We start from the raw sequence: 24,828 nt of genomic DNA, 5'->3' as shown, positions 1-24,828 counted from the left end.
GGGGTCAATGCTCGGCTGGTCGATTCAGCCGGGCGAGGATGTCGGCGTGCAGCACACCGTTGGTGGCCACCGCGCTGCTCTCGGTGCCCGGCGCGCCAGCCGGAGCCGGTCGACCGGCCAGATCCGTGACCGTGCCACCCGCCTCGGTGACGATCGGCACCAGCGCCGCCACGTCCCACAGCGACAACTCCGGCTCGACCATCACGTCCAGTGCGCCCTCGGCCAGCAGCATGTAGCCGTAGAAGTCGCCGTACGCCCGGCTGCGCCAACTGTCGCGCATCAGGTCGAGCATCGCGTCGAGCCGCCCGGCGCGTTCCCACCCGTTCAGGGACGAGTAACAGAAGCTGGCGTCGGCGATCCGTCGCACCGCGGAGACGCCGATCCGCTCGCCGGCCGCGGGGCCCGGCCCGGCGTACGCGCCCGCGCCCGCGCTCGCCCACCAGCGCCGGCCCAGCGCCGGGGCGGACACCACGCCGACCACCGGCCGGTCACCGTCGAGGAGCGCGATCAGGGTGGCCCAGACAGGCACGCCGCGGACGAAGTTCTTGGTGCCGTCGATCGGGTCGATGATCCACTGCCGGCCGTCCGGGGCGTTCGGCGGCTGGGCGCCGTACTCCTCGCCGAGCAGGCCGTCGCCCGGCCGGTGCTCGGCCAGCAACGCGCGAATCTCCCGCTCCACGGCGGTGTCCGCGTCGGACACCGGGGTCAGATCAGGCTTCGCCTCGACCCGCAGGTCGAGCGCCCGGAACCGGTCCGTGGCGATGGCGTCGGCCCGGTCGGCGAGCAGGTGGGCGAGGGCGAGGTCGTCGGCGTACCCGGTCATGCCGGCAACCTAGCCGACGCCGGGTGGCTCACTCGTCGGGCCCGCGCCGGTCGCCCTCGCCGGGCCCGCGCTGGTCGGTCTCGCCGCGCTGGTCGCCGTCGCCGGCCCGGGAGGCGAGCAACCGGCGGTACGAGGCCAGCCGGCGCGGGTCGGCCTTGCCGGCCGCCACCCAGGCGTCCAGCCCGCAGTCGGCCTCGTCGGCCGTGTGCGGGCAGTTGGGTGGGCAGTCGGCGGTCCCCTCGACCAGGTCGGGGAAGCCGTGCAGCAGGCTGTCGGCGGAGACGTGCGCCAGCCCGAAGCTGCGGATGCCCGGGGTGTCGATGATCCAGCCCGGGTCGGTGTCGATGCCGGGGATCGGTGGCAGCCGCAGCGCCACCGCACTGGTCGAGGTGTGCCGGCCACGGCCGATCGCGCTGACCACGCCGACCGCCCGAAGGGCGTCCGGGACGAGGCGGTTGACCAGTGTCGACTTGCCCACACCGGAGTGCCCGACCAGCACCGACACCCGGCCGGCGAGCAGCGCGCGCAGCGCGTCCAGGTCGGAGTCGGGGTGGTTCAGCACGTACGGCAGCTCCAGCTCCGTGTAGTAGCCCAGCACCTCCTCCGGCCCGGCCAGGTCGGCCTTGGTGAGGCAGAGCAGTGGGTCGATGTCCGCGTCGTACGCGGCCACCAGGCAGCGGTCGATGAACCCGGTGCGCGGCGGCGGGTCGGCCAGCGCGCTGACGATCACCAACTGGTCGGCGTTGGCCACCACCACCCGCTCCAGCCGGCCCTCGGCGGTGGTCTCGTCGTCGTCGGCGGTGCGGCGCAGCACCGAGCGGCGCTCGGCGATCCGGACGATGCGTGCGAGAGCGCCCTCCGCGCCCGAGGTGTCCCCGACCAGGCTGACCCGGTCGCCCACCACGACCGACTTGCGGCCCAGCTCACGAGCCCGCATGGCGGTGACCGTGGGCAGCTCGGCCCCGACCACGCCGTGCTCGGCCCCGGCCAGCACGCAGGTGTAGCGCCCCCGGTCGACGGCGATGACGAAGCCGTCCACCGCGTCGGCGTGCCGGGGTCGGGTGCGGGTACGCGGACGCGACGATTTCCCGGGTCGGACCCGTACGTCGTCCTCGTCGTACTCCCGCCGTTTGGTCGCCAGGACCGCCCCCTGTCGCGTCAGCTCTTGCCGGTCACCATCGCTGACCATAGTGCCGGGAACTCCGGCATGGTCTTGGAGGTACACCCGACGTCGTCCACCTCGACGCCCGGCACGGCGAGCCCGGCCACTGCGGCGGCGTGCGCCATCCGGTGGTCGTGGTAGGTGCGGAACACGCCGCCGCGCAGCGGCCGGGGCCGGATCTCCAGCCCGTCCGGAGCCTCGGTGACGTCCGCCCCGAGTGCGGTGAACTCCCGCGCCAGCGCGGTCAGCCGGTCGGTCTCGTGGCCGCGGATGTGCCCGATGCCGGTGAAGGACGACGGCGAGTCGGCCAGCATGGCCAGCGCGGTCAGCGCCGGTGTCAGCTCGCTGACGTCGGAGAGGTCGGCGGTCAGGCCGTGCACCACGCCGGTGCCCCGGACGGTCAGCCCGGTGGTGGAGAGGGTGACCTCGCCACCCATCCGGTGCAGTAGCGAGCGGAGCTGCTCGACCGGCTGGGCGCTGCTGCGCGGCCAGCCCTGGAGGGTGACCTCGCCGCCGGTGACCAGGGCGGCGGCGAAGAACGGCACCGCACCGGAGAGGTCCGGCTCGATCTCCCAGCCGCGCCCGGTGAGCGGGCCGGGCTCGACGGTCCACACGTCGGGGGTGGTGTCGTCGACCGCCGCGCCAGCGGCCCGCAGCATCTGCACCGTCATCCGCAGGTGCGGCGCGGACGGCACCGGCGGGCCGACGTGGCGCACCACGACGCCCCGGTCGAAGCGCGGCGCGGCCAGCAGCAGCCCGGAGACCAGTTGGCTGGAGGCGGAGGCGTCGATCACCACTTCACCGCCGGTGACCCCGCCGGAGCCGAGCACGGTCAGCGGCAGGCTGCCCGCGCCGCTGGCGTCGATCCGGACGCCCAGCGAGCGCAGCGCGCCGATCAGCGGGCCGAGCGGCCGGGTGCGGGCCTGCGGGTCGCCGTCGAAGGTGATCCGTCCGTCGGCCAGCCCGGCCACCGGCGGGACGAACCGCATCACCGTGCCGGCCAGGCCCACGTCCACGTGCGCCGGGCCGGCCAGCGGGTGCGGCCGGACGAGCCAGCGTTCGTCGTCGCTGATCGACACGTGCGCGCCCATCGCCCGCAGGCCGGCCGCCATCAGCTCGGTGTCCCGGGCGCGCAGCGGCCCGGCCAGGGTCGACGGGCCGGCGGCCAGTGCGCTGAGCACCAGGGCACGCGCGGTCATCGACTTGGACCCGGGCAGGCGCAGCGTGGCCGCCACCGGGTCGGACGCGGTCGGTGCGGTCCACGGCTGCGGCGGCCGGGTCGCGATCAGGTTCCCCACGGTTACATTCTGCCGTGTCGGCCGGTGGGCGGCGCCGAACGGCGGTCGTACTCCCGGTTGGCGGGACAGCCGCGGAGCCCTCGACGGGTTAGCGTGTGCCCATGTGCGGCAGGTACGCGACGACCCGGAGCTCCGGTGAGCTGAGCGCGTTGTTCGAGTCGTCGGACGACACCGACGGCCGGGTCCTGCCTGATCACAACGTCGCGCCCACCGACCCGGTGCCGCTGGTCCGGGTCACCCCGGAGGGGCACCGCTCCCTCTGCGTCGGACGCTGGGGCCTGCTGCCGCACTGGTCCCGGTCCGCCGCTGGCGCGGCCCGCATGATCAACGCGCGGGCGGAGACGGTGGCCACCAGCCGGGCGTACGCCGGGGCGTTCGCCCGTCGTCGCTGCCTGGTCCCGGCCGACGGCTGGTACGAGTGGGTCCGCCAGCCCGACGGCGGGCGTCAGGCGTACTACATGACGCCCACCGACGGCTCGGTGCTCGCTCTGGCCGGCATCTGGTCGATCTGGGAGTCCGGTGCCGACACCCGGCTCACCTTCAGCGTGCTGACCACCGCGGCGCTCGGCGAGCTGGCCGAGGTGCACGACCGGATGCCGGTGCTGCTGCCGCCCGAGCGGTGGTCGACGTGGCTGGCGTCGACCGACGAGCCGGACCGGCTGCTCGCCCCGCCGACGGCGGACCGGCTGGCCGGGTTGGAGATCCGCCCGGTCGGGCCGGCGGTGGGCGACGTCCGCAACGACGGGCCGCAGTTGATCGCGCGGGTGCCGGTGGCGCCAACGGTCGCGCCGCAGGAGCTGACCCTGTTCTGAGGCCCAGCCGCATCGTCGGGCGCCGATTTGCCAGGGTTGCGCGCGATTCGTCTCCTAACCGTTCAGTCATGTTCCCGGCAACCCCTTGTCTCAGTGTCCGGAAGTGCGATAGAACACAGCGCCGGTAGTGGGTGTCGATTCGCACGGGGCGGACGACATCCATCGATCTTGCCGGTCCCACGGGGGAGGTGGGTGGATGACACGGGCGCGTATGCCCCGCCCGCACGAGGTGGCTGCGGCGCGGCGAGATCCGCGACTGCTGCGAGCCTTGCAGGAACGGCGACAGGATGACAGTTGGCGCACCAGAGGGACGTGCCAGAGCGTCGATCCAGAGACATTCTTTCCGGCGCCGAACGAGCCGGCGGACGCCGCTGTCGCCCTGTGCCGCAGTTGCGACGTACAGGGGTCCTGTCTGGCCTGGGCCCTGGAGGTGGGTGACTGCCACGGCGTGTGGGGCGGCACTACGCCCCGGGAGCGGCGGGCGATGCTGGTCGCCTGGCGCGGCGAGGTCCAGCCGGATCCGGACGCCGTCGACGACGCGGGCCCGCCGGTACGGGACCGTCTGCTCACCCTGGTGCCGCTGAGCTGAACGCCGGCCGGGTCCTGTCCCGGGCGCCGACCTGGCGGCGCAGAATGGTGCGGTGCTGCCCAGCGACGAGATCGAGACTCCGCGCGGTCCGGCGCGGATCGACACCGACCTGCCGGCCCGGCCGGCTGCAACCCTGTTGGTGCTCGGGCACGGTGCGGGCGGCAGCGTGGACGCGCCCGACCTGATCGCGGTACGGGAGGCGGCGGTCGCGGTCGGCCTGGCGGTGGTCCGGGTGACCCAGCCCTACCGGGTCGCCGGCCGGCGTGCGCCGGCCCCCGCCGGGCACCTCGACGAGGCGTGGACCGCAGTGCTCGCCGCGCTGCGTGAACGGCACCCGGACGTCCCGACGCTGCTGGTCGGCGGTCGGTCCAGCGGTGCGCGGGTGGCCTGCCGGACGGCCCGCGCGGTGGGCGCGGCCGGCGTCGTCGCGCTGGCCTTTCCGCTGCACCCACCCGGCCGGCCGGAACGCTCCCGGGCCAGCGAACTGGACACCGGGCTGCCGACGTTGGTGGTCAACGGCGACCGGGACCCGTTCGGGATGCCGGAGCCGGGGCCGGCCGTGCAGGTGGTGACCCGACCCGGCGAAACCCATGACCTGCGGCGGGATCCGGTCGGTACGGCGGCCGTGGTCCGGGACTGGCTGCGCGCCCAGGGCTGGGCGGCCGGCTGATCCGCGCTGCCGCGCCGAACCCGGTCGCGGCCGCGCGACGTGAACGCCTGCCACAGCACCGGTCGGTCGGCCGGACCGTGTCCGGTGCCGGGCGCGGGTCGTTGCATCCGATGGTGCCGCCGGCCCGATCCGGACGGGCGGTGCCAGTCCTCCCAGGCCCTTCCTGGTCCCAGCGCCGGCTGTCGCCGGGGCTGGGACCAGGAACGGGACGGCCGGCCGGAATGCCCCACCCGTTGTCCCGCGTTACTACCCCCGGACGACTTTTCTGCGAGGGGGGTGACGGGTGCCAACCGATACACGGAGCCTGGAACGGGACGAACGGGACGCCCGGCAGCTGAAGCGGCTGTTGGATGGCCCGGACTGGCCCGCGACGGCGGGACCGGGCGGGGCGGGTGCGGTGAGCACGAGCACACCGGCCGGAAGTGAATCTGTGGGCAGGTCCGTGCGCGTATCCTCGGCGGGAAAGCATCCGACGCGAGGGGATGTGCGGTTGACCACCGAGAAGACGGACGAGCGCAGGGCCCGTTTCGAGCGGGACGCGATGCCATTCGTCGATCAGCTCTACGCTGCTGGGCTGCGGATGACGCGCAACCCGGCGGATGCCGAGGACCTGGTCCAAGAGACCTACCTGAAGGCGTACGCCGCCTTCCACCAGTTCGAGCAGGGCACCAACCTGAAGGCCTGGCTCTACCGGATCCTGACCAACACCTACATCAACTCCTACCGCAAGCGGCAGCGCCAGCCGATCCAGGCGCCCACCGAGGAGATCACCGACTGGCAGCTCGCCGAGGCTGAGTCGCACACCTCCAGTGGGCTGCGCTCCGCCGAGACCGAGGCACTGGACCGGCTGCCGGACAGCGACGTCAAGGAGGCCCTCCAGCAGTTGCCGGAGGAGTTCCGCCTGGCCGTCTACCTCACCGATGTCGAGGGCTTCTCGTACAAGGAGGTCGCCGACATCATGGGCACGCCGATCGGCACCGTGATGTCGCGCCTGCACCGGGGCCGTCGTAATCTGCGCAAGCTGCTCGAGCGCTACGCCGCGGAGCGGGGCTTCAGCCCGGCCCGCTCGTCGAAGGGCTCGACCGCTGCCGCTGCCGGCCGGGAGGTGTGACGTGAGCTGTGGGAAGCCGCACGAGACGGACTGCCGCGAGGTGCTCGCGGAGGTCTATCTCTACCTGGATCTGGAGTGCGCCGACGAGCGGCGCTCGCTGATCCGGCACCACCTCGACGAGTGCGGGCCCTGCCTGCGCGAGTACGGCCTCGAGCAGGAGGTGCGGGCGCTGGTGGCTCGTTGCTGCGGCAACGAGACCGCGCCGGACGAGCTGCGCGAGCGGCTGCGGGTCAAGCTCACTGAGCTGGTGGTCTTCGAGACCAGCGATTCCCGCGAGTTGGCCGACTGACGTCGGCGTTCTGAACGGACAAACCGGTGGCCCGGGTCGATGTCGACCCGGGCCACCGTCGTACCCGGAGTCCCCCGGGCTGGGCTGAGCGGTGACGGGCGGTCGGCCCGTCGGCGCGTTCAGGAGTTGGGACGCTTGCCGTGGTTCGCGTTGCTCTTCTTCCGGGCCTTCTTCTTCCGGGACTTCTTCGCCATGCTGACCTCCTCGTGATGGGTCGGAACCGTCCTGCGCACGTCCTCGCGCCGGTGCACCCACCGGCGGCCCGGCGGCGGTTCCAACCCGCTGATGGTAGTGCGGCCGGCACCCGACACCTTCCCCAGGGGCGGCCGGGCACCCTTGCAACACCGCTCTGCGCCCACCGTCGCCCGCCGCATGATTGGATACGTCGGCAGGCACATCGGGAAAAGGGAGGGCCGTGCACATGGCCGAGGAGATCCGCGCCGAGATGGTGGCGAACGTCTGGAAGGTCGTGGCATCGGCCGGCGACACCGTGTCCGAGGGCGACACCCTGGTGATCCTCGAGTCGATGAAGATGGAGATCCCGGTCATCGCCGAGTCCGACGGTGTGCTCAAGCAGCTCGCCGTCAACGAGGGCGACGTCGTGCAGGACGGCGACCTCATCGCGGTGATCGATTGACCGGCCTGCGGGTCCGGCGCGCCGAGCCGGCCGACTTCCCGGCGGTGGCCCGGCTGACCGTGGCCGCATACGAGGCGGACGGCCAGCTCAAGGGCGAGCACGGGTACGGCGCGGTGCTGGCCGACGTGTCGACCCGGGCCTCCAGCGGCGAGGTGCTGGTCGCGGTGGACGAGGCGACCGCCGCGGTGCTCGGCTCGGTCACCTTCGTGCTGCCGGGCACCCCGTTCGCCGAGCTCTCCGGCCCCGGCGAGGCGGAGTTCCGGATGCTCGCGGTCGACCCGGCCGGGCAGGGTCGAGGTGTCGGCGCGGCGCTGGCCCAGGCGTGCGTCGACCGCGCGGCCGAGCTGGGCTGCACGGCGGTGGTGATCTGCGTCCGCGCGGGGATGGCCGCTTCGGCGCACCGGCTGTACGAGCGGCTCGGCTTCGTCCGGTCGCGGGAGCAGGACTGGTCGCCGGTGCCCGGCGTGGACCTGCTCGGCCTGCGCCGGGAGCTCTCCCGAGGCTGAGATGCCGGAGCCGCCCCGAGGCCGAGATGCCGGGGCTGAGCCCGCGGTCGATCAGGCGGGCGGGCCGACCGAGGTGGCCGGGGCCGCCTTCTCGTCGGGCGCGACGCCGATGGCGGCAAGCAGCTCGTCGGCCACCTCCAGGGCGATCCGGCGGCGCTCAGCGTCGGTAATGCCCGGCGCCCGCACCGCGAACCAGCTGCTGTGCACCGCGAACAGTGACAGCACGGCGCGCAGCTGGGCGGAGGGGGAGTCGTCGCCCCGGCAGAGCGCGTTGGCCAGCTGCATCATCCGGCCGCGCATCTGCTGGCCGGACGCGAGGCTCTTGAGCACGGTCTGGTTCTGCTCGAAGAAGCGCATCACCGACGGCTGGTCGCCGGTGAACATCGTGTCGGCGTACTGGGAGATCAGCTCGCGCCGGGTGGCCAGGGTCGCCGGCTGTGACTCGGCCCAGGCGGTCAGCGCGTCCATCCGCTCCAAGCGCTCCTCGACGAAGCTGGCGACGATGTCGTCCTTGCTCTTGAAGTGGTAGTAGAGCGCTGCCTTGGTGACGTTGAGGCGCTCGGCGATCTCCCGCAGCGAGGTCTTCTCGTACCCCTGCTCGGTGAAGAGCTCGAGCGCGACGACCTTGATCCGCTCCCGAGTGCCGCCTGTGCTCTCCCTCACCCATGCCCCCAAATCGGTTGACCGCCAGTTGGCACCCAACTTACCGTGCGGCTAGTAAGGTAACTAGCCGGGCGGCAAGTAAGTGTGGCATTCCTCGGGGGGAGCTTACCCATGACTCAGGCAACTCAGGCCACAGTGCGACCCAACGTACGGGTCGTGCTGTTCGGGCTGATGATCGCGATGATGCTCGCGATGCTCGACAACATGATCGTCAGCACCGCGCTGCCGCGGATCGTCGGCGAGTTCGGCGGGCTCGGCCACTTCACCTGGGTGGTCACCGCGTACGTCCTGGGCACCACCGTCTCCACCCCGATTTGGGGCAAGCTCGGTGACCTCTACGGCCGCAAGTCGGTCTTCCTGACCTCGGTCGGCATCTTCCTCCTCGGCTCCGCGCTCTGCGGCATGGCCGGCTCCGGGCTCTTCGGCGGTCCGAGTGACGGCATGGTTCAGCTCATCGCCTTCCGGGCCGTGCAGGGTCTGGGCGCCGGCGGCCTCATGGTCGGCGTGATGGCGATCATCGGTGACCTGGTCCCGCCCCGCGAGCGCGGGCGCTACCAGGGCATGATCGCCGGCATCATGGCCATCGCCATGGTGGCCGGCCCGCTGGTCGGCGGTTTCATCACCGACCACCTCTCCTGGCGCTGGGCGTTCTACGTCAACCTGCCGCTGGGCGGCGTCGCGCTGCTCGTGCTGATCACCACCATGCACCTGCCGAAGTACCGCACCGAGCACCGGATCGACTGGCTCGGCGCCGGGCTGCTCTCGGTCGGCATCACCGCGGTCGTGCTGATCACCACCTGGGGCGGCAACGAGTACGACTGGACCTCACCGCAGATCCTCGGCCTGGCCGTGCTGGCCGCGCTCGCGCTGGTGGCGTTCGGCCTGGTCGAACGCCGTGTCGCCGAGCCAATCCTCCCGCTGGCCCTCTTCGCCAACCGCAACTTCGCACTGGTCTCGCTGATCGGCTTCCTGCTCGGTTTCGCGATGTTCGGTGCGATGAACTTCCTGCCGCTCTACCAGCAGACCGTGCAGGGAGCCTCGGCGACCAACAGTGGCCTGCTGCTGCTGCCGCTGATGTTCGGCATGCTGGTCGTCTCGCTGGTCATCGGGCGGGCGATCACGAAGACCGGCCGGTACCGGGCGTACCCGATCATCGGTGGCGTGGTGATGACCGCGGGCATGGCGCTGCTGACCCTGCTCGACACCGAAACCAGCAAGTTGCAGTCCTCGCTGTACATGGTCGTGCTGGGTGCCGGCATGGGCTTCCTCATGCAGACCTCCATGCTGATCGCGCAGAACAGCGTGGAGCAGAAGGACCTCGGCGCGGCCAGCGGCGCGGCCACCTTCTTCCGGTCGATCGGCGGCTCGTTCGGCATCTCCCTGTTCGGCGCGATCTTCGCCAGCCGGTTGAACGGCTCCAGCGCGGGCGGTGCCTTCGGTGGCGAGGGCGGCGGGATGGACCTGGAGAAGCTCAAGGAGCTGCCGGCCCAGGCGCGTGAGCTGGTGCTCGGCGGTCTCGCCGACGCGATCTCACACGTCTTCCTCTGGGCGGTGCTGTTCACCATCGCGATCCCGGTGCTCGCCTGGTTCATCAAGGAGATCCCGTTGCGCACCGCGAACGAGGCGCCGGCGCAGGCCACTCCGGAGGAGGAGGCCGAGATCGCTCTCGGCAGGGCCCCGGTCGCCTGATCAGGGGCGGGAGCGGAGGGTGGTCAGGCGTTGCCAGAGCCGGCGGAGTGGGTTGCGGGGTCGGGGGAGCTGGGGCGACTGGTTGCCGAGTAGTTCGGTGGCGAGTGCCGCGGTGGCCGGGTCCAGTGCCGGCGCGGCCAGCGCCAGGTGGGCCAGTGAGACGGCGATCGGGACCGGCCGCACACGGGCCACCGCCGCCGCGTCGGCCAGCCGCTCGGCGACCACCCGGGCCACGTCCGGCCGCACCGCCGGGTCCACCCAGGCGGCGGTGACCAGGGCGAACAGCGCCGCCTCGGTGACCCAGTCCTCCACCCCCCAGACCAGGTCCAGCAGCACCCGGCGCCGGGTGCTGCCGTCCCACGGCTCGTCGGTCCGGTGGTGCAGCAGCCCCAGGCAGGCCCACACCTGCACGCCGCGTACCCAGACCGACGGGTCGTGGGCGGCCAGCAGTCGGCCCACCGCGTTGGCCGGCGCCGCCGGCGGGTGCACCAGCAGGCCGAGCAGGTCGGCCACATCGAGACCGGCCAGGCCCACGGCGGCGTCGTAGGCGGCCGGCGGGTGTGGCCAGGCCGGGTGCGCGACCTGCCCGATCCGTTCGACCGCCGCCGCCGAGGGCGCCGGCAGCGCGGGCGTCGGCACGGTGTCCGCGTAGTGCCACAGCCGCTGGGCGGACGCCCGCCGGGGCTCGCGCGGATCCGGGTCCGGCGCGCCGGACACCTCGATCCGTAGCCCGGGCGCCACCGAGGTGGCCGTCCGTACGGCGCTCGGCGGCGGCGCCGCCGTCAGGCGTACGGCGCTGCCGAGACCGTTGTCGTCGTCGACGACCGCCTGGCGCAGCGCGTCGACCAGCGGACCGCCGGCCGGTGTCAGCTGGCCGAGCCAGGGCCGGCCTCGGCAGCACTGGGCCAGGTCGCCGTGCTCGTGGCTGTCGTCCGGGTGGTCACGGACGAAGTCGGCGAGCGCCACCAGGTGGGACAGGTCACCGTCGCGCAGGTGCCGCAGGCGGTGGGCGGTGTGCACCGCGCAGTCGAACGACGGGTCCCGGGCAAGCGCCCGCTCGGTCCACTCCAGCGCCTCGTCGAGCCGGCCGGTCTCGGCCAGGGTGCCGGCGACGTCGGCGTAGATGGCCAGGTCGTCGGGGTCCAGCGCGACGGCCCGGCCGAGCGCCGCGAGGGCTTCGCGGGTCCGGCCGGCGCTGCGGTACGCGTACCCGAGCCAGACCTCGCCCATCTTCGACGGCTGGGACCGTACCCCTCGGGTGGCCCAGCGGATCGCCAGCGTGACCTCGCCGAGCCGCCGGGCCAGCGCGGACGCCGCGCCGAGCAGCAGGCCGTGCTCGGGGCGGACGGTGACCGCGTTGCGGGCCAGCGCGAGGTACGGCGCCAGCGCGCCCCGGCCGGCCCGCGGCACCGGATCGGGCAGTGCGGAGCAGACCTGCATGAGGACCCGGGCGATGTGCTCCGGGTCCAGCCGCTCGGCCAGCTCGGGCGCGGTCACCCACGGCACGCCGGCCCACTCCGTGCCGGGTGCGTACCCGGTCGCCGCGGCCAGCAGCTCCAGCCCTTCGGCGGGGCGGCCGGCAGCGGCCAGCAGGTGGGCCCGGGCGACGACGGCGCCGACGAAGGTGTGGTGGTTGAGGGGGAAGAGGTCGAGCCCGCCACCGCCGACCGCGGCCAGCCGGGCCAGCGTCTCGTGCACCTCCGGCAGGGTCGGTGCCCGGGCCAGCGCGCCGGCGAGGTGGCCGGCGGCATGGTCGAGATCACCCTCGTCCAATGCCAGCCGGGCCAGGGCCAGCTCCTCCGTCGCGGAGAGCGCGGGGTCGTCCCTTCCCTCGGGCACGTCGTCCTCTCGTCGCAGCTACACCGGGTGAAGCGGGGCAAGTCTAGTTGATATTGAGATTGGTAGGTGATCAACTGCGCACTACTGCTCGTTCGATTGCTCGGAGCGAGCCAAAGATGCAAGACTGAGCAGGAAACGCGCGGCAATCGCGCAAAGGGGGGAGTGTCCGTGACACGTGCAGGGGCCGGGATGGCCGCCGACATCGACGAGCAGCCGGCCGGCTACGCCCGCCTGCTCTCCACCACCAACGCAGGCGAGATCGCCCGGGTGGCGGCTGCCGTCGCCGAGCGCCGGCCGCGGCACGTGGTCTTCACCGCACGGGGCACCTCCGACCACGCGGCCCTCTACGGGGCGTACCTGACCGAGATTCGTCTCAACCTGCCCGCCGGGCTCGCCTCGCCCAGCGCGGTCACCCTGTTCGGCGCCCGTCCCGACCTGTCCGACGCGTTGGTCGTCGGGGTCAGCCAGAGCGGCGGCTCGCCCGACCTGGCCGAGGTGCTACGAGCCGCCCGGTCCTCCGGCGCGCTGACCCTCGCGGTGACCAACGCCCCGGGGTCCCCGCTGGCCGAGGTTGCCGAGCTGAGCATCGACATCGCCGCCGGGCACGAGCGCGCGGTCGCCGCCACCAAGACGTACACCGCCGAGCTGCTCGCCCTGCTGATGCTCGTGGAGGGAATCCGGGCCGGCGACGGGGTGCTCCCGGCGGCCGAGCGGGAGGCGCTCGCGGCGCTGCCCGAGCTGGCCGCCCGCACCCTGGCCGACGAAACCCCGGCCAAGCTCGCGCCGCGCTACCGGTTCGCCCGTCAACTGGTCACCACCGGGCGCGGGTACGCCTACCCGACCGCCCGGGAGGCCGCGCTGAAGCTGATGGAGACCTCGTACCTGCCGGCGCTCGCCTTCTCCGGCGCCGACCTGCTGCACGGTCCGCTCGCCATGACCGACCCGGAGGTCCCGGTGCTCGCCGTGGTCGGCTCCGGCCCGGGTGGCCGGTCGATGGGGGAGGTGCTGCCCCGCCTCGGCGAACGCCGCGCCGACGTGGTGGTGGTCGGCTCCGCCGACGTGCCCGGTGCCACCCGGCTCGCCGTTCCTGAGGTCGACGAGCGGTACGCCCCGTTGCTGGACATCCTGCCGTTGCAGCGCCTGGCGTTGGCCCTGGCGCTGACCCGGGGCGAGGACCCGGACGCACCGCGCGGGTTGAAGAAGGTCACCGCAACGATGTGAGGCGCGGCGTGGCACGCTGTCACCGTGTCCACGCTGCGCGACCTCGCCGAGGAGCACACCCATCTCCGTCCGGCCGACATCGACCACCTGCACCGGATCGCCGGCGACTGGCAACTGCTCTCCGACCTGTCCTTCGCCGATCTGCTGCTGTGGGTGCCGGTCGACGCCGAGGGCACGTTCCTCTGCGTCGCCCAGGTCCGCCCGACGACCGCGCCCACCGCGTACCAGGACGATCAGGTGGGGCGGATCGTCGGCGGGCCGGAGGTGGCCCACCTGGGGGTGGCGTACTCCCAGGGCCGGATCTGGCGGGAGGGCGACCCGGTCTGGTACGGCGACGTGCCGGCCCGGCACGAGGCGATCCCGGTCCGGCTGCGCACCGCCGAGGGCGAGGCCGGCGAGGTGGTCGCCGTGGTCGGCCGGGACACCAACCTCTCCACCGCGCGTACCCCCAGCCAGCTGGAGCTCAACTACCTGACCACGGCCGACGACCTGGCCCAGATGATCGCGGACGGCACCTTCCCGCCGCCCCGGCACCCCGGCGAGACCACCTCCGCGCCCCGTGTCGGCGACGGGCTGGTCCGTCTGGATGCCGGCGGCAAGGTCACCTACGCCAGCCCGAACGCGCAGTCCGCGTACCGCCGGCTGGGCTACGCCGCCCACCTGGTGGGGGAGGACCTGGCCGCGCTGCACCGCCGGCTGGCCGGCGACCCGCTGGACGGCACCGAGGCGGCGAACGGCATCCTGGCCGCGCTGCGCGGCGAGGCGCCGCCCCGACGGGAGATCGACGCGCGCGGCGCCACGATGCTCACCCGGGCGCTGCCGCTGATGCCCGCCGGGGTACCGATCGGCGCGCTGGTGCTGGTCCGGGACATCACCGAGGTCCGTCGCCGGGACCGGGCCCTGATCACCAAGGACGCCACCATCCGGGAGATCCACCACCGGGTGAAGAACAACCTCCAGACGGTGGCCGCGCTGCTGCGGTTGCAGGCCCGCCGGGTGGCCATGCCGGAGGCCAAGGTCGCCCTGGAGGAGTCGGTCCGCCGGGTCGCCTCGATCGCCCTGGTGCACGAGACGCTCTCCATGTCCAGCGACGAGGCGGTCGAGTTCGACGGCATCGTCGACCGGGTGGCGAGCGCGGCGACCGAGGTCGCGGCGACCGAGGTGAGCGTCGGCATGCGCCGGCAGGGCACCTTCGGCGTGCTGCCGGCGGAGATCGCCACCTCGCTGGTGATGGTCCTCAACGAGTTGCTGCTCAACGCCGTCGAGCACGGCTTCCCGCCAGCGGATGAGGTGGACGAGGCGGGTCCCGCGTACGTCCCGGCCGTGGTGCCCGGTGCCGTGCCCGCCGTCGTCCCGGCGACCGAGGCGGTGGACCGGCCGGAGGTGGTGGTCTCGGCGCACCGGTTCCGCAAGATGCTGCACGTCTCGGTGACGGACAACGGGCGCGGGCTGCCGCCCGACTTCGACGCCGAACGCGGCAGCCGGCTCGGCCTCCAGATCGTCCGTGCCCTGGTCACCGGGGAGTTGCGCGGCACCATCGAGCTGCGTGCCGGCGCGAACGGCGGCACCGAGGCGGTGCTCGTCGTCCCGCTGGCCCGCAGCGCGCCCGAGGGCCGCTCGCAACCCTGACCTACCGGCCCCCTCCCCGGCCGGCGTTGGGTGTTCCGCGCCCGGGCGGGTCGGCTCCGGGCGTAGATGTGCGGATGAGCGCGATACCTGTGAGTCATATTTATGCCTCTGCGGTATCACGCTCACCAAGGTGGGCGTGACCCGACGGCACACAGCCGGCCCGCCGGCCGGGGCGGTCAGGTCAGCGGTCGGGGCGGCTGGTGAGCAGGGCGACGGTCAGGCCGGGGCGCTGCCAGACCCGGGCGACGGTGAAGTCCGCGCGCAGCGCGTCACCCTTGGAGCCCGGCACGGCGGCCAGCGGCGCAGCCTGCCGCCCGGCGAGGACCAGCCACACCCTTGGCGTGCCGGCCAGGCACTGCGCCGGCTGGAGGCACTCGGCGGCCCACAGGTCACCCCGGCGGGCCTCGTCCTCGGTGACCAGTACGTCCCGTGGCCGGTCGTCGAGGTGGTACCCGATGCCCAGGTCGAGGAAGAGCCAGCTCTGCCGGGGCGAGTAGACCACCGCGTCCCCGGGCCGCTGCCCCTCGGCGATCACCCGCGCGGCACCCACGTAGTCCACCGGGGCGCTGCGCGGCCACTCGTGGGTCCGCCGCAGCGCCGCCTGATCGGGCAGGCCGAGCAGCCCGGCCAGGACCACCACGGCCAGCGCGGCCGGCGCGGCCACCCCGGCCAGCGCCGCGCCGGCCAGTAGGCAGGCGAAGGGCACCACGAAGACCAGGTACCGGGGTACCCACAGCGGTACGACCGTGCCGGCGGCGAAGAGCAGCAGTACCGGCAGCAGCACCGCGCTCACCGGGAGCAGGGCGCGCCGCCCGAGCCGGGCCGCGCCGAGCGTGGCGAGGCCGACCAGCAGGCCTCCCACCACGCTGCTCTGGGCCACTCCACCGGGCAACGCGGTCAGGTCGTCCAACCGGGCCGGGTCGACCCAGTCCAACTGCCGGGAACGCTGGGTGCCGGCCTCGACGAGCAGCGGGCCGACCAGCAGCGCGGCCGGCAGCAGCGCGACCACCCACCGCCACGCTCGCCGATCCGGCCGATCCCCGTCGCGCGCGTCGTCGACACCGGCCGCTGCCGGCCCGACCACACCAGCCGTGGCGGCACCCCGCCACCAGGCGATCAGTACGACGAGCGCGTGCGCGGCGAGCAGGGTGAGCGCGACCAGGTGGGTGAGCCCGAGTGCGGCCACGGCGGCGGCGTACCCGGCCCACCGGGGCCAGCCAGGGCGCCGCAGCGCCGCCACCAGCAGCAGGGTGGCGAGCACCGCGAGCATGGTGGCCAGGGCGTACGGGCGGGCCTCCTGGCCGTAGCGGGAGGTGCTGGGGAGCACCGCGAAGAGCAGCCCGGTGAAGAGGCCCGTCCGGCCGTCGACCAATCGCGCGCCGAGCACGGCGAGCAGCCCGGCGGCGACGGCCATCGCCAGCGCCGCCGGCGCGCGCAGGGCGACCGTGGAGTCGCCGACGATCGCGAGCCAGCCGTGCATCAGCAGGTAGTACGGGCCGGTGGCGGCGTCGATGGTGCCGGCCAACCGGGCCAGGTCACCGGGCGACCGGGTGGCCGCGCTCCAGGTGGCCAGCTCGTCGCGCCAGAGCTGGGCGGAGCTCAGCCCGGTCCCGGTCACCGCCAGGGTCAGCAGCGCCGGGGGGAGCCAGACCGGGACGCGGTGCAGGCCGCTCCGCGCCGCCCTGGTCGACTTTCCGGACAATATGCCCACGCTGTGAGCCTGCCACGGCCACCCCCGGTCACGGGTGAGAGCCGGTGGTCAGCGCCAGGCGGGCAGCACGTCGTTCGGGCGGGCGGTCTTCGCCGGATCACGCTCGATGAGCTCGTCGAGCACAGCGTCGATCCGCGCCATCAGGTCGTCGTCCAGCCGGACTGCGGTGGCCGCCGCCGTCTCGGCGAGCTGCTCGGGTCGGGACGCTGTCCCTGCTCGACACGCCGCTGAGCACCGGCGAGCTGGCCGCGATGCTGGGCCTCGCGCCGGCCACCGCGTCGCACCACCTCACCACGCTGCGGGACAACGGCCTGATCGCCGGCGTCCGGCGGGGACGTACCGTCTGTTATGCCCGAACTGTCCTCGGTGGCCAGCTGGTCGGCTAGCGCTCACCCGTCATGTGGGATCGGGCACGCGGACATTGGCCCGACCCCCTGGCGTGTGGCAGCATGAGCCCATGACCGCCGCTGTCCTTCGCCGCTTCGTGGCACGTCGCCACGTCGATTACGGCCGCGTCCGCAGCGCGATCTGTCCGGCCTACTGACGACGCCCGACCCATCTGTCTCGGGCGCGCTCCGCGCCGGCTGTCTCAGACACCGTTGTCCCGCCCGCTCTTGACGGGCCGGCCGCCGCGCCCCGCGCCTGCCCGAGACACCGCAGACAACGGAGGACGCCGCGATGGCGGTCAGCAGCATCCCGGCCCGTTCCGAGGACCCGACGACCGGCCCGACCCGGGCGCCGCGCCGGCCGCGGGGTGAGGGTCAGTGGGCGCTCGGCCACCGCGAGCCGCTCAACCCCAACGAGCGGATCAAGAAGGACGACGATCCGCTCAACGTCCGGGCCCGGATCGAGAACATCTACGCGCACCGCGGCTTCGCCTCCATCGACCCGCAGGACCTGCGCGGCCGGTTCCGTTGGTGGGGCCTCTACACCCAGCGCAAGGCGGGCATCGACGGCGGGCGCACCGCCGTGCTGGAGCCGCACGAGCTGGAGGACGAGTTCTTCATGCTCCGGGTCCGCATCGACGGCGGTCAGCTCAGCCTGGCTCAGCTGCGGGTGATAGCGGACATCTCCCGGGAGTTCGCCCGGGACACCGCCGACATCACCGACCGGCAGAACATCCAGTACCACTGGATCCGGGTCGAGGACATGCCGGAGATCTGGCGCCGACTGGAGTCGGTCGGCCTGCAGACCACCGAGGCGTGCGGCGACTGCCCCCGGATCGTGCTGGGCAGCCCGGTCGCCGGGGTCGCTCGGGACGAGGTGCTCGACCCGACCCCGGCGATCGACGAGATCGTGGCCCGGTACGTCGGCGACAAGCAGTACTCCAACCTGCCCCGCAAGTTCAAGACGTCGATCTCCTGGCTGGTGGACACGCCGTACCAGTCGAACGACATCTCCTTCCTCGGCGTCGACCACCCCGAGCACGGCCCCGGCTTCGACGTCTGGGTGGGTGGCGGTCTCTCCACCAACCCGATGCTGGCCCAGCGACTCGGCGTCTGGGTGCCGATGGCCGAGGTGCCGGACGTGTGGGCCGGCGTGGTCGGGATCTTCCGCGACTACGGCTACCGCCGGCTGCGCAACCGGGCCCGGCTGAAGTTCCTGGTGGCCGACTGGGGCGTGGAGCGTTTCCGCGAGGTCCTGGAGAAGGACTACCTCGGCCGGACGCTGCTCGACGGCCCGGCACCGGACCTGCCGGCGAAGCCGGTCGACCACGTGGGCGTGCACGAGCAGGCCGACGGGCGGCACTACGTGGGTGCCGCCCCGGTGGTCGGCCGGGTCTCCGGTGGGCAGCTCGCCCAGCTGGCCGACGTGGTCGAGGCGCACGGCAGCGACCGGGTGCGGCTCACCCCGTACCAGAAGCTGCTGGTCCTCGACGTGCCGTCGGAGCGGACCGAGTCGCTGGTCGACGCGCTGCGGGGGATCGGTCTGGAGGCCCGGCCGTCGGCCTGGCGGCGCGGCACCATGGCGTGCACCGGCATCGAGTACTGCAAGCTGGCCATTGTCGAGACGAAGGCCCGCGGCGAGGAGCTGGTGGCACGGCTGGAGCAGCGGCTGCGCGACTTCGACGCGGACATCTCGATCCACATCAACGGCTGCCCGAACGCCTGCGCCCGCACCCAGGTGGCCGACATCGGGCTCAAGGGTCAGCTGGTGGTCGGCCCGGACGGCCGGCAGGTGGAGGGCTTCCAGGTGCACCTGGGTGGCGGGCTGGGCATGGCGCAGGGGCAGACCGCCGGCTTCGGGCGCAAGCTGCGCGGCCTGAAGACCACCGCCGATGAGCTTCCGGAGTACGTGGAACGGCTGGCCCGTCGCTACCTGGCTGGCCGGAGCAAGGGCGAGACGTTCGCCAACTGGGTGATCAGAGTCGACGAGGAGGAACTGCGATGAGCAGCGAGAACCGAGCGGCACCTCTGTACTGCCCGTACTGCGGCGAGGAGGACCTGCGGCCGCACGAGGCGGGGCACGGCGCCTGGGAGTGCCACGCCTGCACCCGGGTCTTCTCGGTGAAGTTCACCGGGCTGCTCTCGCGGGAGGTGACCCGATGAGCCTCGTCTCCGCGACTGGCCTGGGCCTGGTCGGCCCGGGCGGTCCGACGCCGGCCGACCCGGCCCGGCGCAGCCCCGACGAGCTGCGGGCGCTGGCCGAGCAGGCGGGTCGGGAGCTGGAGGGCGCCCCGGCGCTGGAGATCGCCCGCTGGGCGGCGCAGACCTTTGGCGACCGGTTCTGCGTCACCAGCTCGATGGCCGACGCGGTGCTGGCCCACCTGGTGTCCCGGGTGGCTCCGGGGGTGGACGTGGTCTTCCTCGACACCGGCCTGCACTTCCCGGAGACGCTGCGGGTGCGCGACGAGGTGGCCCGGACGCTTCCGGTGAACGTCCGGTCGATCCGGCCCCGTCTCACCGTCGGGCAGCAGGACGGCCAGTACGGCCCGCGGCTGTTCAACAAGTCGCCGGACGACTGCTGCCAACTGCGCAAGGTGGAGCCGCTGGAGCGGGCGCTGACCGGGTACGACGCCTGGGCCGCCGGTCTGCGGCGGGACGAGTCGCCGACCCGGGCCAACACGCCGGTGGCGACCTTCGACCCGCGGCGCGGCAAGGTCAAGGTCAACCCGATCGCGGCCTGGTCGCAGGGCGACGTGGACGCGTACATCGCCCGGTGGAACGTGCCGGTCAACGAGCTGTTCAAGCAGGGTTACGGCTCGATCGGCTGCTGGCCGTGCACCCGCCGTACCAAGGCCGGCGAGGACGCGCGCGCCGGCCGGTGGGCCATGTTCGAGAAGACCGAGTGCGGACTGCACGTCTGACCTCCCCGACTCCGACCCCGACCTGGCCCGGTGTGGCCGGCGGGGCGGTTCCGATCGTGCTGGTCGCCCACGGCAGCCGCGATCCACGAGCTGCCGACGCGACGCGGGCGCTGGCCCGGGCCGTGTCGGCGGCCCGGCCCGGCACCCCGGTGTGGGCGAGCTGGCTGGACCATACCGAGCCGGGTCCGACCGAGGTGCTGCGCGCGCTGGCGGTGGCCGGCCACCGCCGCGCGGTGCTGGTGCCGCTGCTGCTGACCGCCGCGTACCACCATCGGGTGGACATCCCGGCGGCCGTCGCCGCCGCGGCGCAGACCGGGCCTCCGCTGGCGGTACGGGTGACCGACGTGCTCGGGCCGGCGGACGGGAGGGTGGACCCAGCGTTGCTGGCCGGGCTGCGCCGCCGGCTCGGTGAGTCGCGTCCGGGCCGCTTCGATGCGCTGGTGCTGGCCGCGGCGGGCACCCGGGACGCGCGGGCACGCGGCTCGGTGGGCCGGGTGGCGGAGGCGCTCGGTGCGGAGTTCGGGCTGCCCTGCCGGGTGTCGTACGCCTCGGCGGCTCCGCCGGCGACGGGTGCAGCGGTGTCCCTGCTGCGAGCGGCCGGCGCACGCCGGGTGGCGGTGTCCGGGTACTTCCTGGCGCCGGGCCTGTTTCACGATGCGGTGACCGAGGAGGCACGGGCGGCCGGCGCGGTGGCGGTGGCGGCCCCGTTGTCCGACGCCCCTGAGTTGGCCGAGCTGGTGCTGCGCCGGGTCGACGACTGGTCCGGTCGCCGCGTCCTGGCGACAGCGGTGTGACCGGGGTTGGACAGCAGAACGCCCCGGCGGGCGGACCCGCCGGGGCGTTGCAGCTGTGTCGTGGGATCAGGCGGAGTGAGCGCGCAGCACCCGGAGGCCGCCGCGCCGCTTGACAGCGCGCCGCTCCTCTTCGCTCATCCCGCCCCAGACGCCGGCGTCCTGACCCGACTCAAGCGCCCACTGCAGGCACTGGTCGGTCACGGAGCAGCGCCTGCAGACGGCCTTGGCCTGCTCGACCTGCAGGAGAGCCGGTCCGGACGTCCCGATCGGGAAGAACAGCTCCGGGTCCTCGTCGCGGCAGACAGCATGGTGACGCCAGTCCATGGCGGCAACACTCCTCATTCTGGATGGGTGGCAATTAATTGCTTGGTCGTGCTTTTCCTATATGCATCCGCAGTGCCGATGGTGACAGTTCGCGTCCGGCCATTCGGCAGTGCGTGAGCAGGCAGTTAGCCCCGTGGACCTGCTGGAACAGCTCAACCTGACGAGCATATCCAGGCAATGTCCCGGTAACTCAAGTTCGCTTGTGAATACTTTCACGAACGCTCGCGATGTCAAGGGTGACGCTGGGAAAAACTCCGGGCGGTGAGCAAGCCCACAACCCATTTGTCCGGGTTCCAGTGCCTTCCTGGTTACCCGCCGTGCCACAGTCGAGGATCAATATAGTACAGTGCGCGTGACATTGCTGACATTTCCGGCACCTGCCCCTCGGTGTGGCGGCGACTCGCGACGGTGCGATGTGGCGCCGCGTCGACCTAGGGCAGTACCCGAGACCTAGCAGATTACTCTCAGTGCGGCGGGAACGGATGTGAATCTGACTTTCTCCCGCTCGCCAAGGTAGTCACCGTCGAGCTGGAACGCCTGCGGGCGGCTGGAGAACAGGGTGAACTCCGCCGTGTCATGGAGTCGTAACACCTGCCGCCCCTTGGGATCCGGCCGCCGGGAGAAAAACTGCGTCACTGTCCGTGTCGTACTGGCCACCCGGAGCTGACGGAGCGCCAGCACATCCAGCCCGAGGTCGAACGAGGCCTCCGGGTTCGGGTTGATCTCCCGATCGCCCAGGTACGTCCACGGCGCGGTGTTCTGGATGATGACGGTGGCCAACTCGCTCTCCGCCGGCTCGCCCGGTCGGTCCAGGGTGATCGCCGGGTGCCGTCGGTCGGAGGCGAGGAAGTACTGGTTCATGATCGAGCGCAGGTAGAGCGCCGGGGTGGAGACCCGACCCCGACGCCGAGCCTGCTCCACCCGGTGAATCACCGCGGCGTCCAGGCCGAACCCGGCGCAGAAGGTGAAGTAGCGGTCGTCCGCGCGGCCCAGCCCCACCGTCCGCTGTCGGCCCAGGCGCAGCCCTTCGAGGATCATGCTGGTGGCCTCCGGCCACTCCCGGGGCAGGCCGAGCGCGCGGGCGAACACGTTTGTCGAGCCGCCCGGAACGGTGGCCAGCGCGGGCAGCCGCTCGGCCAGCGTGGCACCGTCGGCGCCGGTTGGCGGCTCGGCCGTCATCAGGCCGTTCACCACCTCGTTCACGGTGCCGTCACCACCCAGGGTGACGACGAGGTCAACCCCCTCGGCGGCGGCCTCCCGGGCCAGCGCCATGGCGTGCCCGCGTCGGCGGGTGTAGCGCACGCTGAGGTCGACTTCGCTGCGCAGCGCCCGGACAAGCACGTCCCGGCTGCGTTCGCTGGTGGTGGTGGCCTTCGGATTGACCACCAGGACGGCGCGCATGGGCGGCACTGTACCTCCCAGTAGCCCAGGTATCGTGTCGCGCGTGACCATCGACTCGGACCCGATTCCCGTCACGCTCCGCTGGGCGGTCCGGCTGCTGTGGGCGGAGGCGGCCGCCGTCGGGTTGATCGCCGCCTGGCTGGTCTGGGCCGATTTCACCGCAACCACCACGGATCTTCCGTCGGCGTTGCTGGTGACGGCGCTCGCCGTCGGGGCGGCGGTCGTGCTCTGGGCGCTGGGCCGCGCGCTGCTGCGCCGCCGGGCCGGCGCGCGAGCCCCCGCAATCGTGCTTCAGCTGATGCTGCTGCCGATCGGGTGGTTCATGATTCAGGCTGGGCTGGGCTGGCTGGGCGTGCCGCTGATGGCGCTCGGTCTGGGCGTCGGCTGGCTGCTGGTCAGTCCTCCGACGACCCGGGCCCTCGGCTTCGAGTGACGGCGCGCGGCAGGTGACGGCGCGCGGCAGGTGACCGCGACCGGCAGGGGACCGCGCGGCGGCCGGTCAGTATCCGCCGGAGCGGCGGGTGAGCAACGAGATCGTCGCCCGGCCGTCGGCGGCCGTGGCGGACGCCGACGTGGTCAGCGCGGTGAGCACCTTCCAGGCGAAGGACGACTCGGCAGGCAGCGTGGCACCGTGCACGGTCGGCACGGTGACCTCGACGGTCAGCGCGTCCTCGGTGACGGAGAACCGGCACTCCAACTCGGCGTCGCGGGTGGCGATGGCGAGCAGCATGGCGCACGCCTCGTCGACCGCGATCCGCAGATCCTCGATCTCGTCCAGCGCGAACTGCAACCGGGCCGCGAGACCGGCGGTGGCGGTACGGAGCACGCCGAGGTAGCCGCCGTCGGCGGGCACCGTCAGGTGCACCACGTCGTCGTCGGTCGCTGGCTGGCCGGTCAGTTGAGTCACGCCTCATCCCCCCGGTCGGGGACTCTACCCGGTCGGTCGTCCGTACGCGTGCCGGCAGCCGCCGCCTGGCCGGCCAGGTCGCGCAGTGCGTCGCCGCTGAGCCGATAGGGGACCCACTCGCTCATCTGCTCGGCGCCGATCGAGGCGTAGAACCCGGCGGCCGGGTTCCAGTCGATCATCCACCACTCCAGCCGCCGGTAGCCGCGTCGTACGCAGATGTCGGCCAGGGTGGCGAGCAGCAGCCGGCCCGCCCCGGTGCCCCGCGCGGTCGGCCGGACGTAGAGGTCCTCCAGGTAGATGCCGTGCACGCCGGCCCAGGTGGAGAAGTTGAGGAACCACAGCGCGAAGCCGATCGGCTGGTCGTGCTCGTCGACCGCGACGTGGCCGAAGAGGGCCGGCGCAGTCCCGAACAGGGCCGAGGTCAACTGCTCGGTGGTGAGGTGGCACTGGTCGGGAGCGCGTTCGTACTCCGCCAGCTCGTGCACCATGGCGACGACGGCCGGCACATCCTCGGGACGTGCCGGCCGGATCGTCGGGATGACCGGGTTGGTCACGCCTTCTTGGTCTCCCAGAAGATCTTCGAGATCTCGTCGATCTTCGCGAGCAGCTTGTCGGCGGTGGCCGGGTCCAGGCTGCCCTTGACGCCGCCGGCGCCCGCGAGCTTGGTGGCCTCGTTGAACAGCGTGTGCAGGTTCGGGTACTTCTCGAAGTGGGCCGGCTTGAAGTAGTCGGTCCAGAGCACCCAGAGGTGGTGCTTGACCAGCTCGGCGCGCTGTTCCTTGATGATGACCGCCCGGGTGCGGAACTCCGGGTCGGTGTTCGACTGGTACTTCTCGCAGATCATTTTGACCGACTCGGCCTCGATCCGGGCCTGTGCCGGGTCGTAGACGCCGCACGGCAGGTCGCAGTGAGCGCTCGCGGTGACGCGGGGCGCAAGGATGCGTGGAAGTCGCATCGGGATCCTCCATGGGAAGTTTGCGATGATCAAAGGCGACATTACTCCTGGGAGTGCTCCCCGGACCGGGTGGAGGTGAAACCAGTGCGGGCCGATCACCCGGCGGTGCCACCCCGGCTGCGGGGGCCGCTGACCGCTGTCCTGGTGACCGGTCCGTCCATGGCGCCGGCGCTGCGGCATGGCGACGCGGTGCTGGTCCGCCCGGGCGGTCGTCCGATCCGTCCCGGCGATGTGGTGGTCGCGGTCTTCCGGACCCGTCCGGAGCTGCTGGTGGTGAAGCGGGCGGTTCGGCCGCAGGACGGCGGTTGGTGGCTGCGCGGGGACAACGACCTGATCACCGACGACTCCCGGGCGTACGGGGTGGCCGATGTGCGGGGGAGGGTGGTGGCCCGGTACTGGCCCCGCCCCGGACGGGTCCCTCGTCGACCGTTATGACCCTGCTCACATCCGAGCGGCGGTGTCGACACTATGCTCGAATGTGCCCGGGTGAC

At 72.8% G+C, this 24,828-nt stretch carries 29 protein-coding genes; 17 read left to right on the top strand and 12 right to left on the bottom strand.

Annotated features, from left to right (window positions below):
- Positions 1-4: 4 nt before the first annotated feature.
- Genes hisN through aroA form a run of 3 tightly spaced genes read right to left on the bottom strand, consistent with a single transcriptional unit; the run spans position 5 to position 3,283 of the window.
- Positions 5-823, bottom strand: coding sequence for a histidinol-phosphatase (hisN, locus tag ACFY29_RS17735; protein ID WP_386987375.1), 819 nt, complete (start codon positions 821-823; stop codon positions 5-7).
- Positions 824-851: 28 nt separating this feature from the next.
- Positions 852-2,012 (bottom strand): ribosome small subunit-dependent GTPase A, encoded by a 1,161-nt coding sequence (rsgA, locus tag ACFY29_RS17730; protein WP_386987372.1) that lies wholly within the window; start codon positions 2,010-2,012, stop codon positions 852-854.
- Entirely contained in the window at positions 1,982-3,283 is a 1,302-nt protein-coding gene (gene aroA / locus ACFY29_RS17725; protein WP_386987369.1) for a 3-phosphoshikimate 1-carboxyvinyltransferase, read from the bottom strand. Before aroA ends, rsgA begins: the two co-directional genes overlap by 31 nt.
- Positions 3,284-3,384: 101 nt before the next feature.
- Between aroA and ACFY29_RS17720 the strand changes: the two genes are divergently transcribed.
- From ACFY29_RS17720 to rsrA, 5 genes are all read left to right on the top strand, one after another.
- On the top strand, positions 3,385-4,095 hold the full coding sequence (locus ACFY29_RS17720) for an SOS response-associated peptidase (RefSeq protein WP_386987366.1): 711 nt from the start codon (positions 3,385-3,387) through the stop codon (positions 4,093-4,095).
- A 196-nt stretch (positions 4,096-4,291) separates the two neighbouring features.
- Complete coding sequence (locus ACFY29_RS17715) at positions 4,292-4,684, top strand: WhiB family transcriptional regulator (protein WP_328420048.1); 393 nt, start codon at positions 4,292-4,294, stop codon at positions 4,682-4,684.
- Between the two features lie 52 nt (positions 4,685-4,736).
- Positions 4,737-5,354 (top strand): alpha/beta family hydrolase, encoded by a 618-nt coding sequence (locus ACFY29_RS17710; protein WP_386987362.1) that lies wholly within the window; start codon positions 4,737-4,739, stop codon positions 5,352-5,354.
- A gap of 283 nt (positions 5,355-5,637) precedes the next feature.
- On the top strand, positions 5,638-6,465 hold the full coding sequence (locus ACFY29_RS17705; RefSeq protein ID WP_355613646.1) for a sigma-70 family RNA polymerase sigma factor: 828 nt from the start codon (positions 5,638-5,640) through the stop codon (positions 6,463-6,465).
- A gap of 1 nt (position 6,466) precedes the next feature.
- A complete protein-coding gene (rsrA, locus tag ACFY29_RS17700; protein ID WP_328420042.1) occupies positions 6,467-6,754 on the top strand; it encodes a mycothiol system anti-sigma-R factor in 288 nt (95 codons plus the stop codon).
- A 119-nt stretch (positions 6,755-6,873) separates the two neighbouring features.
- On the opposite strand, the gene ACFY29_RS17695 is transcribed toward rsrA, so the two are convergent.
- Entirely contained in the window at positions 6,874-6,948 is a 75-nt protein-coding gene (locus ACFY29_RS17695) for a 50S ribosomal protein bL37 (RefSeq protein WP_386988480.1), read from the bottom strand.
- Positions 6,949-7,169: 221 nt separating this feature from the next.
- Here ACFY29_RS17695 and ACFY29_RS17690 point away from each other — a divergent pair, with 221 nt between their 5' ends.
- On the top strand, positions 7,170-7,391 hold the full coding sequence (locus ACFY29_RS17690) for a biotin/lipoyl-binding carrier protein (RefSeq protein WP_355613643.1): 222 nt from the start codon (positions 7,170-7,172) through the stop codon (positions 7,389-7,391).
- On the top strand, positions 7,388-7,897 hold the full coding sequence (locus ACFY29_RS17685) for a GNAT family N-acetyltransferase (RefSeq protein ID WP_386987357.1): 510 nt from the start codon (positions 7,388-7,390) through the stop codon (positions 7,895-7,897). The genes ACFY29_RS17690 and ACFY29_RS17685 overlap by 4 nt, the downstream gene beginning before the upstream one ends.
- 51 nt (positions 7,898-7,948) lie before the next feature.
- Here ACFY29_RS17685 and ACFY29_RS17680 read toward each other — a convergent pair whose 3' ends face one another.
- On the bottom strand, positions 7,949-8,560 hold the full coding sequence (locus tag ACFY29_RS17680; protein WP_386987354.1) for a TetR/AcrR family transcriptional regulator: 612 nt from the start codon (positions 8,558-8,560) through the stop codon (positions 7,949-7,951).
- A gap of 111 nt (positions 8,561-8,671) precedes the next feature.
- Between ACFY29_RS17680 and ACFY29_RS17675 the strand changes: the two genes are divergently transcribed.
- Positions 8,672-10,249, top strand: a complete 1,578-nt coding sequence (locus ACFY29_RS17675) for an MDR family MFS transporter (protein ID WP_355613637.1) — start codon at positions 8,672-8,674, stop codon at positions 10,247-10,249.
- Here the strand turns inward: ACFY29_RS17675 and ACFY29_RS17670 are convergent, their stop codons facing one another.
- The gene (locus ACFY29_RS17670) at positions 10,250-12,088 is read right to left on the bottom strand and encodes a tetratricopeptide repeat protein (protein ID WP_386987351.1); all 1,839 of its coding nucleotides are present in this window, start codon (positions 12,086-12,088) and stop codon (positions 10,250-10,252) included. It abuts the gene before it with no gap.
- Between the two features lie 189 nt (positions 12,089-12,277).
- Between ACFY29_RS17670 and ACFY29_RS17665 the strand changes: the two genes are divergently transcribed.
- Both ACFY29_RS17665 and ACFY29_RS17660 read left to right on the top strand, forming a co-directional pair.
- Positions 12,278-13,309, top strand: coding sequence for an SIS domain-containing protein (locus ACFY29_RS17665; RefSeq protein WP_386988477.1), 1,032 nt, complete (start codon positions 12,278-12,280; stop codon positions 13,307-13,309).
- A 24-nt stretch (positions 13,310-13,333) separates the two neighbouring features.
- On the top strand, positions 13,334-14,938 hold the full coding sequence (locus tag ACFY29_RS17660) for a histidine kinase N-terminal domain-containing protein (RefSeq protein ID WP_386987349.1): 1,605 nt from the start codon (positions 13,334-13,336) through the stop codon (positions 14,936-14,938).
- 181 nt (positions 14,939-15,119) lie between these two features.
- Here the strand turns inward: ACFY29_RS17660 and ACFY29_RS17655 are convergent, their stop codons facing one another.
- On the bottom strand, positions 15,120-16,649 hold the full coding sequence (locus ACFY29_RS17655; protein WP_386987346.1) for a glycosyltransferase family 39 protein: 1,530 nt from the start codon (positions 16,647-16,649) through the stop codon (positions 15,120-15,122).
- 161 nt (positions 16,650-16,810) lie between these two features.
- Between ACFY29_RS17655 and ACFY29_RS17650 the strand changes: the two genes are divergently transcribed.
- From ACFY29_RS17650 to ACFY29_RS17630, 5 genes are all read left to right on the top strand, one after another.
- Positions 16,811-17,035 (top strand): ArsR/SmtB family transcription factor, encoded by a 225-nt coding sequence (locus ACFY29_RS17650; RefSeq protein WP_386988474.1) that lies wholly within the window; start codon positions 16,811-16,813, stop codon positions 17,033-17,035.
- 292 nt (positions 17,036-17,327) lie between these two features.
- Entirely contained in the window at positions 17,328-19,040 is a 1,713-nt protein-coding gene (locus ACFY29_RS17645; protein WP_386987343.1) for a nitrite/sulfite reductase, read from the top strand.
- Entirely contained in the window at positions 19,037-19,198 is a 162-nt protein-coding gene (locus tag ACFY29_RS17640) for a hypothetical protein (RefSeq protein ID WP_328420022.1), read from the top strand. The genes ACFY29_RS17645 and ACFY29_RS17640 overlap by 4 nt, the downstream gene beginning before the upstream one ends.
- Entirely contained in the window at positions 19,195-19,956 is a 762-nt protein-coding gene (locus ACFY29_RS17635; RefSeq protein ID WP_386987340.1) for a phosphoadenylyl-sulfate reductase, read from the top strand. Before ACFY29_RS17640 ends, ACFY29_RS17635 begins: the two co-directional genes overlap by 4 nt.
- Entirely contained in the window at positions 19,938-20,750 is an 813-nt protein-coding gene (locus ACFY29_RS17630; RefSeq protein WP_386987337.1) for a sirohydrochlorin chelatase, read from the top strand. Before ACFY29_RS17635 ends, ACFY29_RS17630 begins: the two co-directional genes overlap by 19 nt.
- Positions 20,751-20,816: 66 nt before the next feature.
- On the opposite strand, the gene ACFY29_RS17625 is transcribed toward ACFY29_RS17630, so the two are convergent.
- Together ACFY29_RS17625 and ACFY29_RS17620 are read right to left on the bottom strand one after the other, a co-directional pair.
- A complete protein-coding gene (locus tag ACFY29_RS17625) occupies positions 20,817-21,074 on the bottom strand; it encodes a WhiB family transcriptional regulator (RefSeq protein ID WP_007072794.1) in 258 nt (85 codons plus the stop codon).
- A 450-nt stretch (positions 21,075-21,524) separates the two neighbouring features.
- Positions 21,525-22,475 (bottom strand): diacylglycerol kinase family protein, encoded by a 951-nt coding sequence (locus tag ACFY29_RS17620; RefSeq protein WP_328420012.1) that lies wholly within the window; start codon positions 22,473-22,475, stop codon positions 21,525-21,527.
- 43 nt (positions 22,476-22,518) lie between these two features.
- Here ACFY29_RS17620 and ACFY29_RS17615 point away from each other — a divergent pair, with 43 nt between their 5' ends.
- Positions 22,519-22,908 (top strand): hypothetical protein, encoded by a 390-nt coding sequence (locus tag ACFY29_RS17615; RefSeq protein WP_386987334.1) that lies wholly within the window; start codon positions 22,519-22,521, stop codon positions 22,906-22,908.
- A gap of 66 nt (positions 22,909-22,974) precedes the next feature.
- Here ACFY29_RS17615 and ACFY29_RS17610 read toward each other — a convergent pair whose 3' ends face one another.
- From ACFY29_RS17610 to sodN, 3 genes are all read right to left on the bottom strand, one after another.
- The gene (locus ACFY29_RS17610; protein WP_328420008.1) at positions 22,975-23,382 is read right to left on the bottom strand and encodes an ATP-binding protein; all 408 of its coding nucleotides are present in this window, start codon (positions 23,380-23,382) and stop codon (positions 22,975-22,977) included.
- A complete protein-coding gene (locus tag ACFY29_RS17605; RefSeq protein ID WP_386988472.1) occupies positions 23,379-23,870 on the bottom strand; it encodes a GNAT family N-acetyltransferase in 492 nt (163 codons plus the stop codon). The genes ACFY29_RS17610 and ACFY29_RS17605 overlap by 4 nt, the downstream gene beginning before the upstream one ends.
- Before the next feature lie 62 nt (positions 23,871-23,932).
- On the bottom strand, positions 23,933-24,337 hold the full coding sequence (gene sodN / locus ACFY29_RS17600) for a superoxide dismutase, Ni (protein ID WP_328420004.1): 405 nt from the start codon (positions 24,335-24,337) through the stop codon (positions 23,933-23,935).
- A gap of 84 nt (positions 24,338-24,421) precedes the next feature.
- Between sodN and ACFY29_RS17595 the strand changes: the two genes are divergently transcribed.
- Positions 24,422-24,772, top strand: a complete 351-nt coding sequence (locus tag ACFY29_RS17595; protein ID WP_328420002.1) for a S24/S26 family peptidase — start codon at positions 24,422-24,424, stop codon at positions 24,770-24,772.
- The last annotated feature ends 56 nt before the right edge of the window (positions 24,773-24,828 follow it).

Source organism: Micromonospora sp. NPDC000668, assembly GCF_042897975.1.
In the GTDB taxonomy this organism is placed as follows: domain Bacteria; phylum Actinomycetota; class Actinomycetes; order Mycobacteriales; family Micromonosporaceae; genus Micromonospora.
This window is presented reverse-complemented; position numbering and strand designations above follow the sequence as displayed.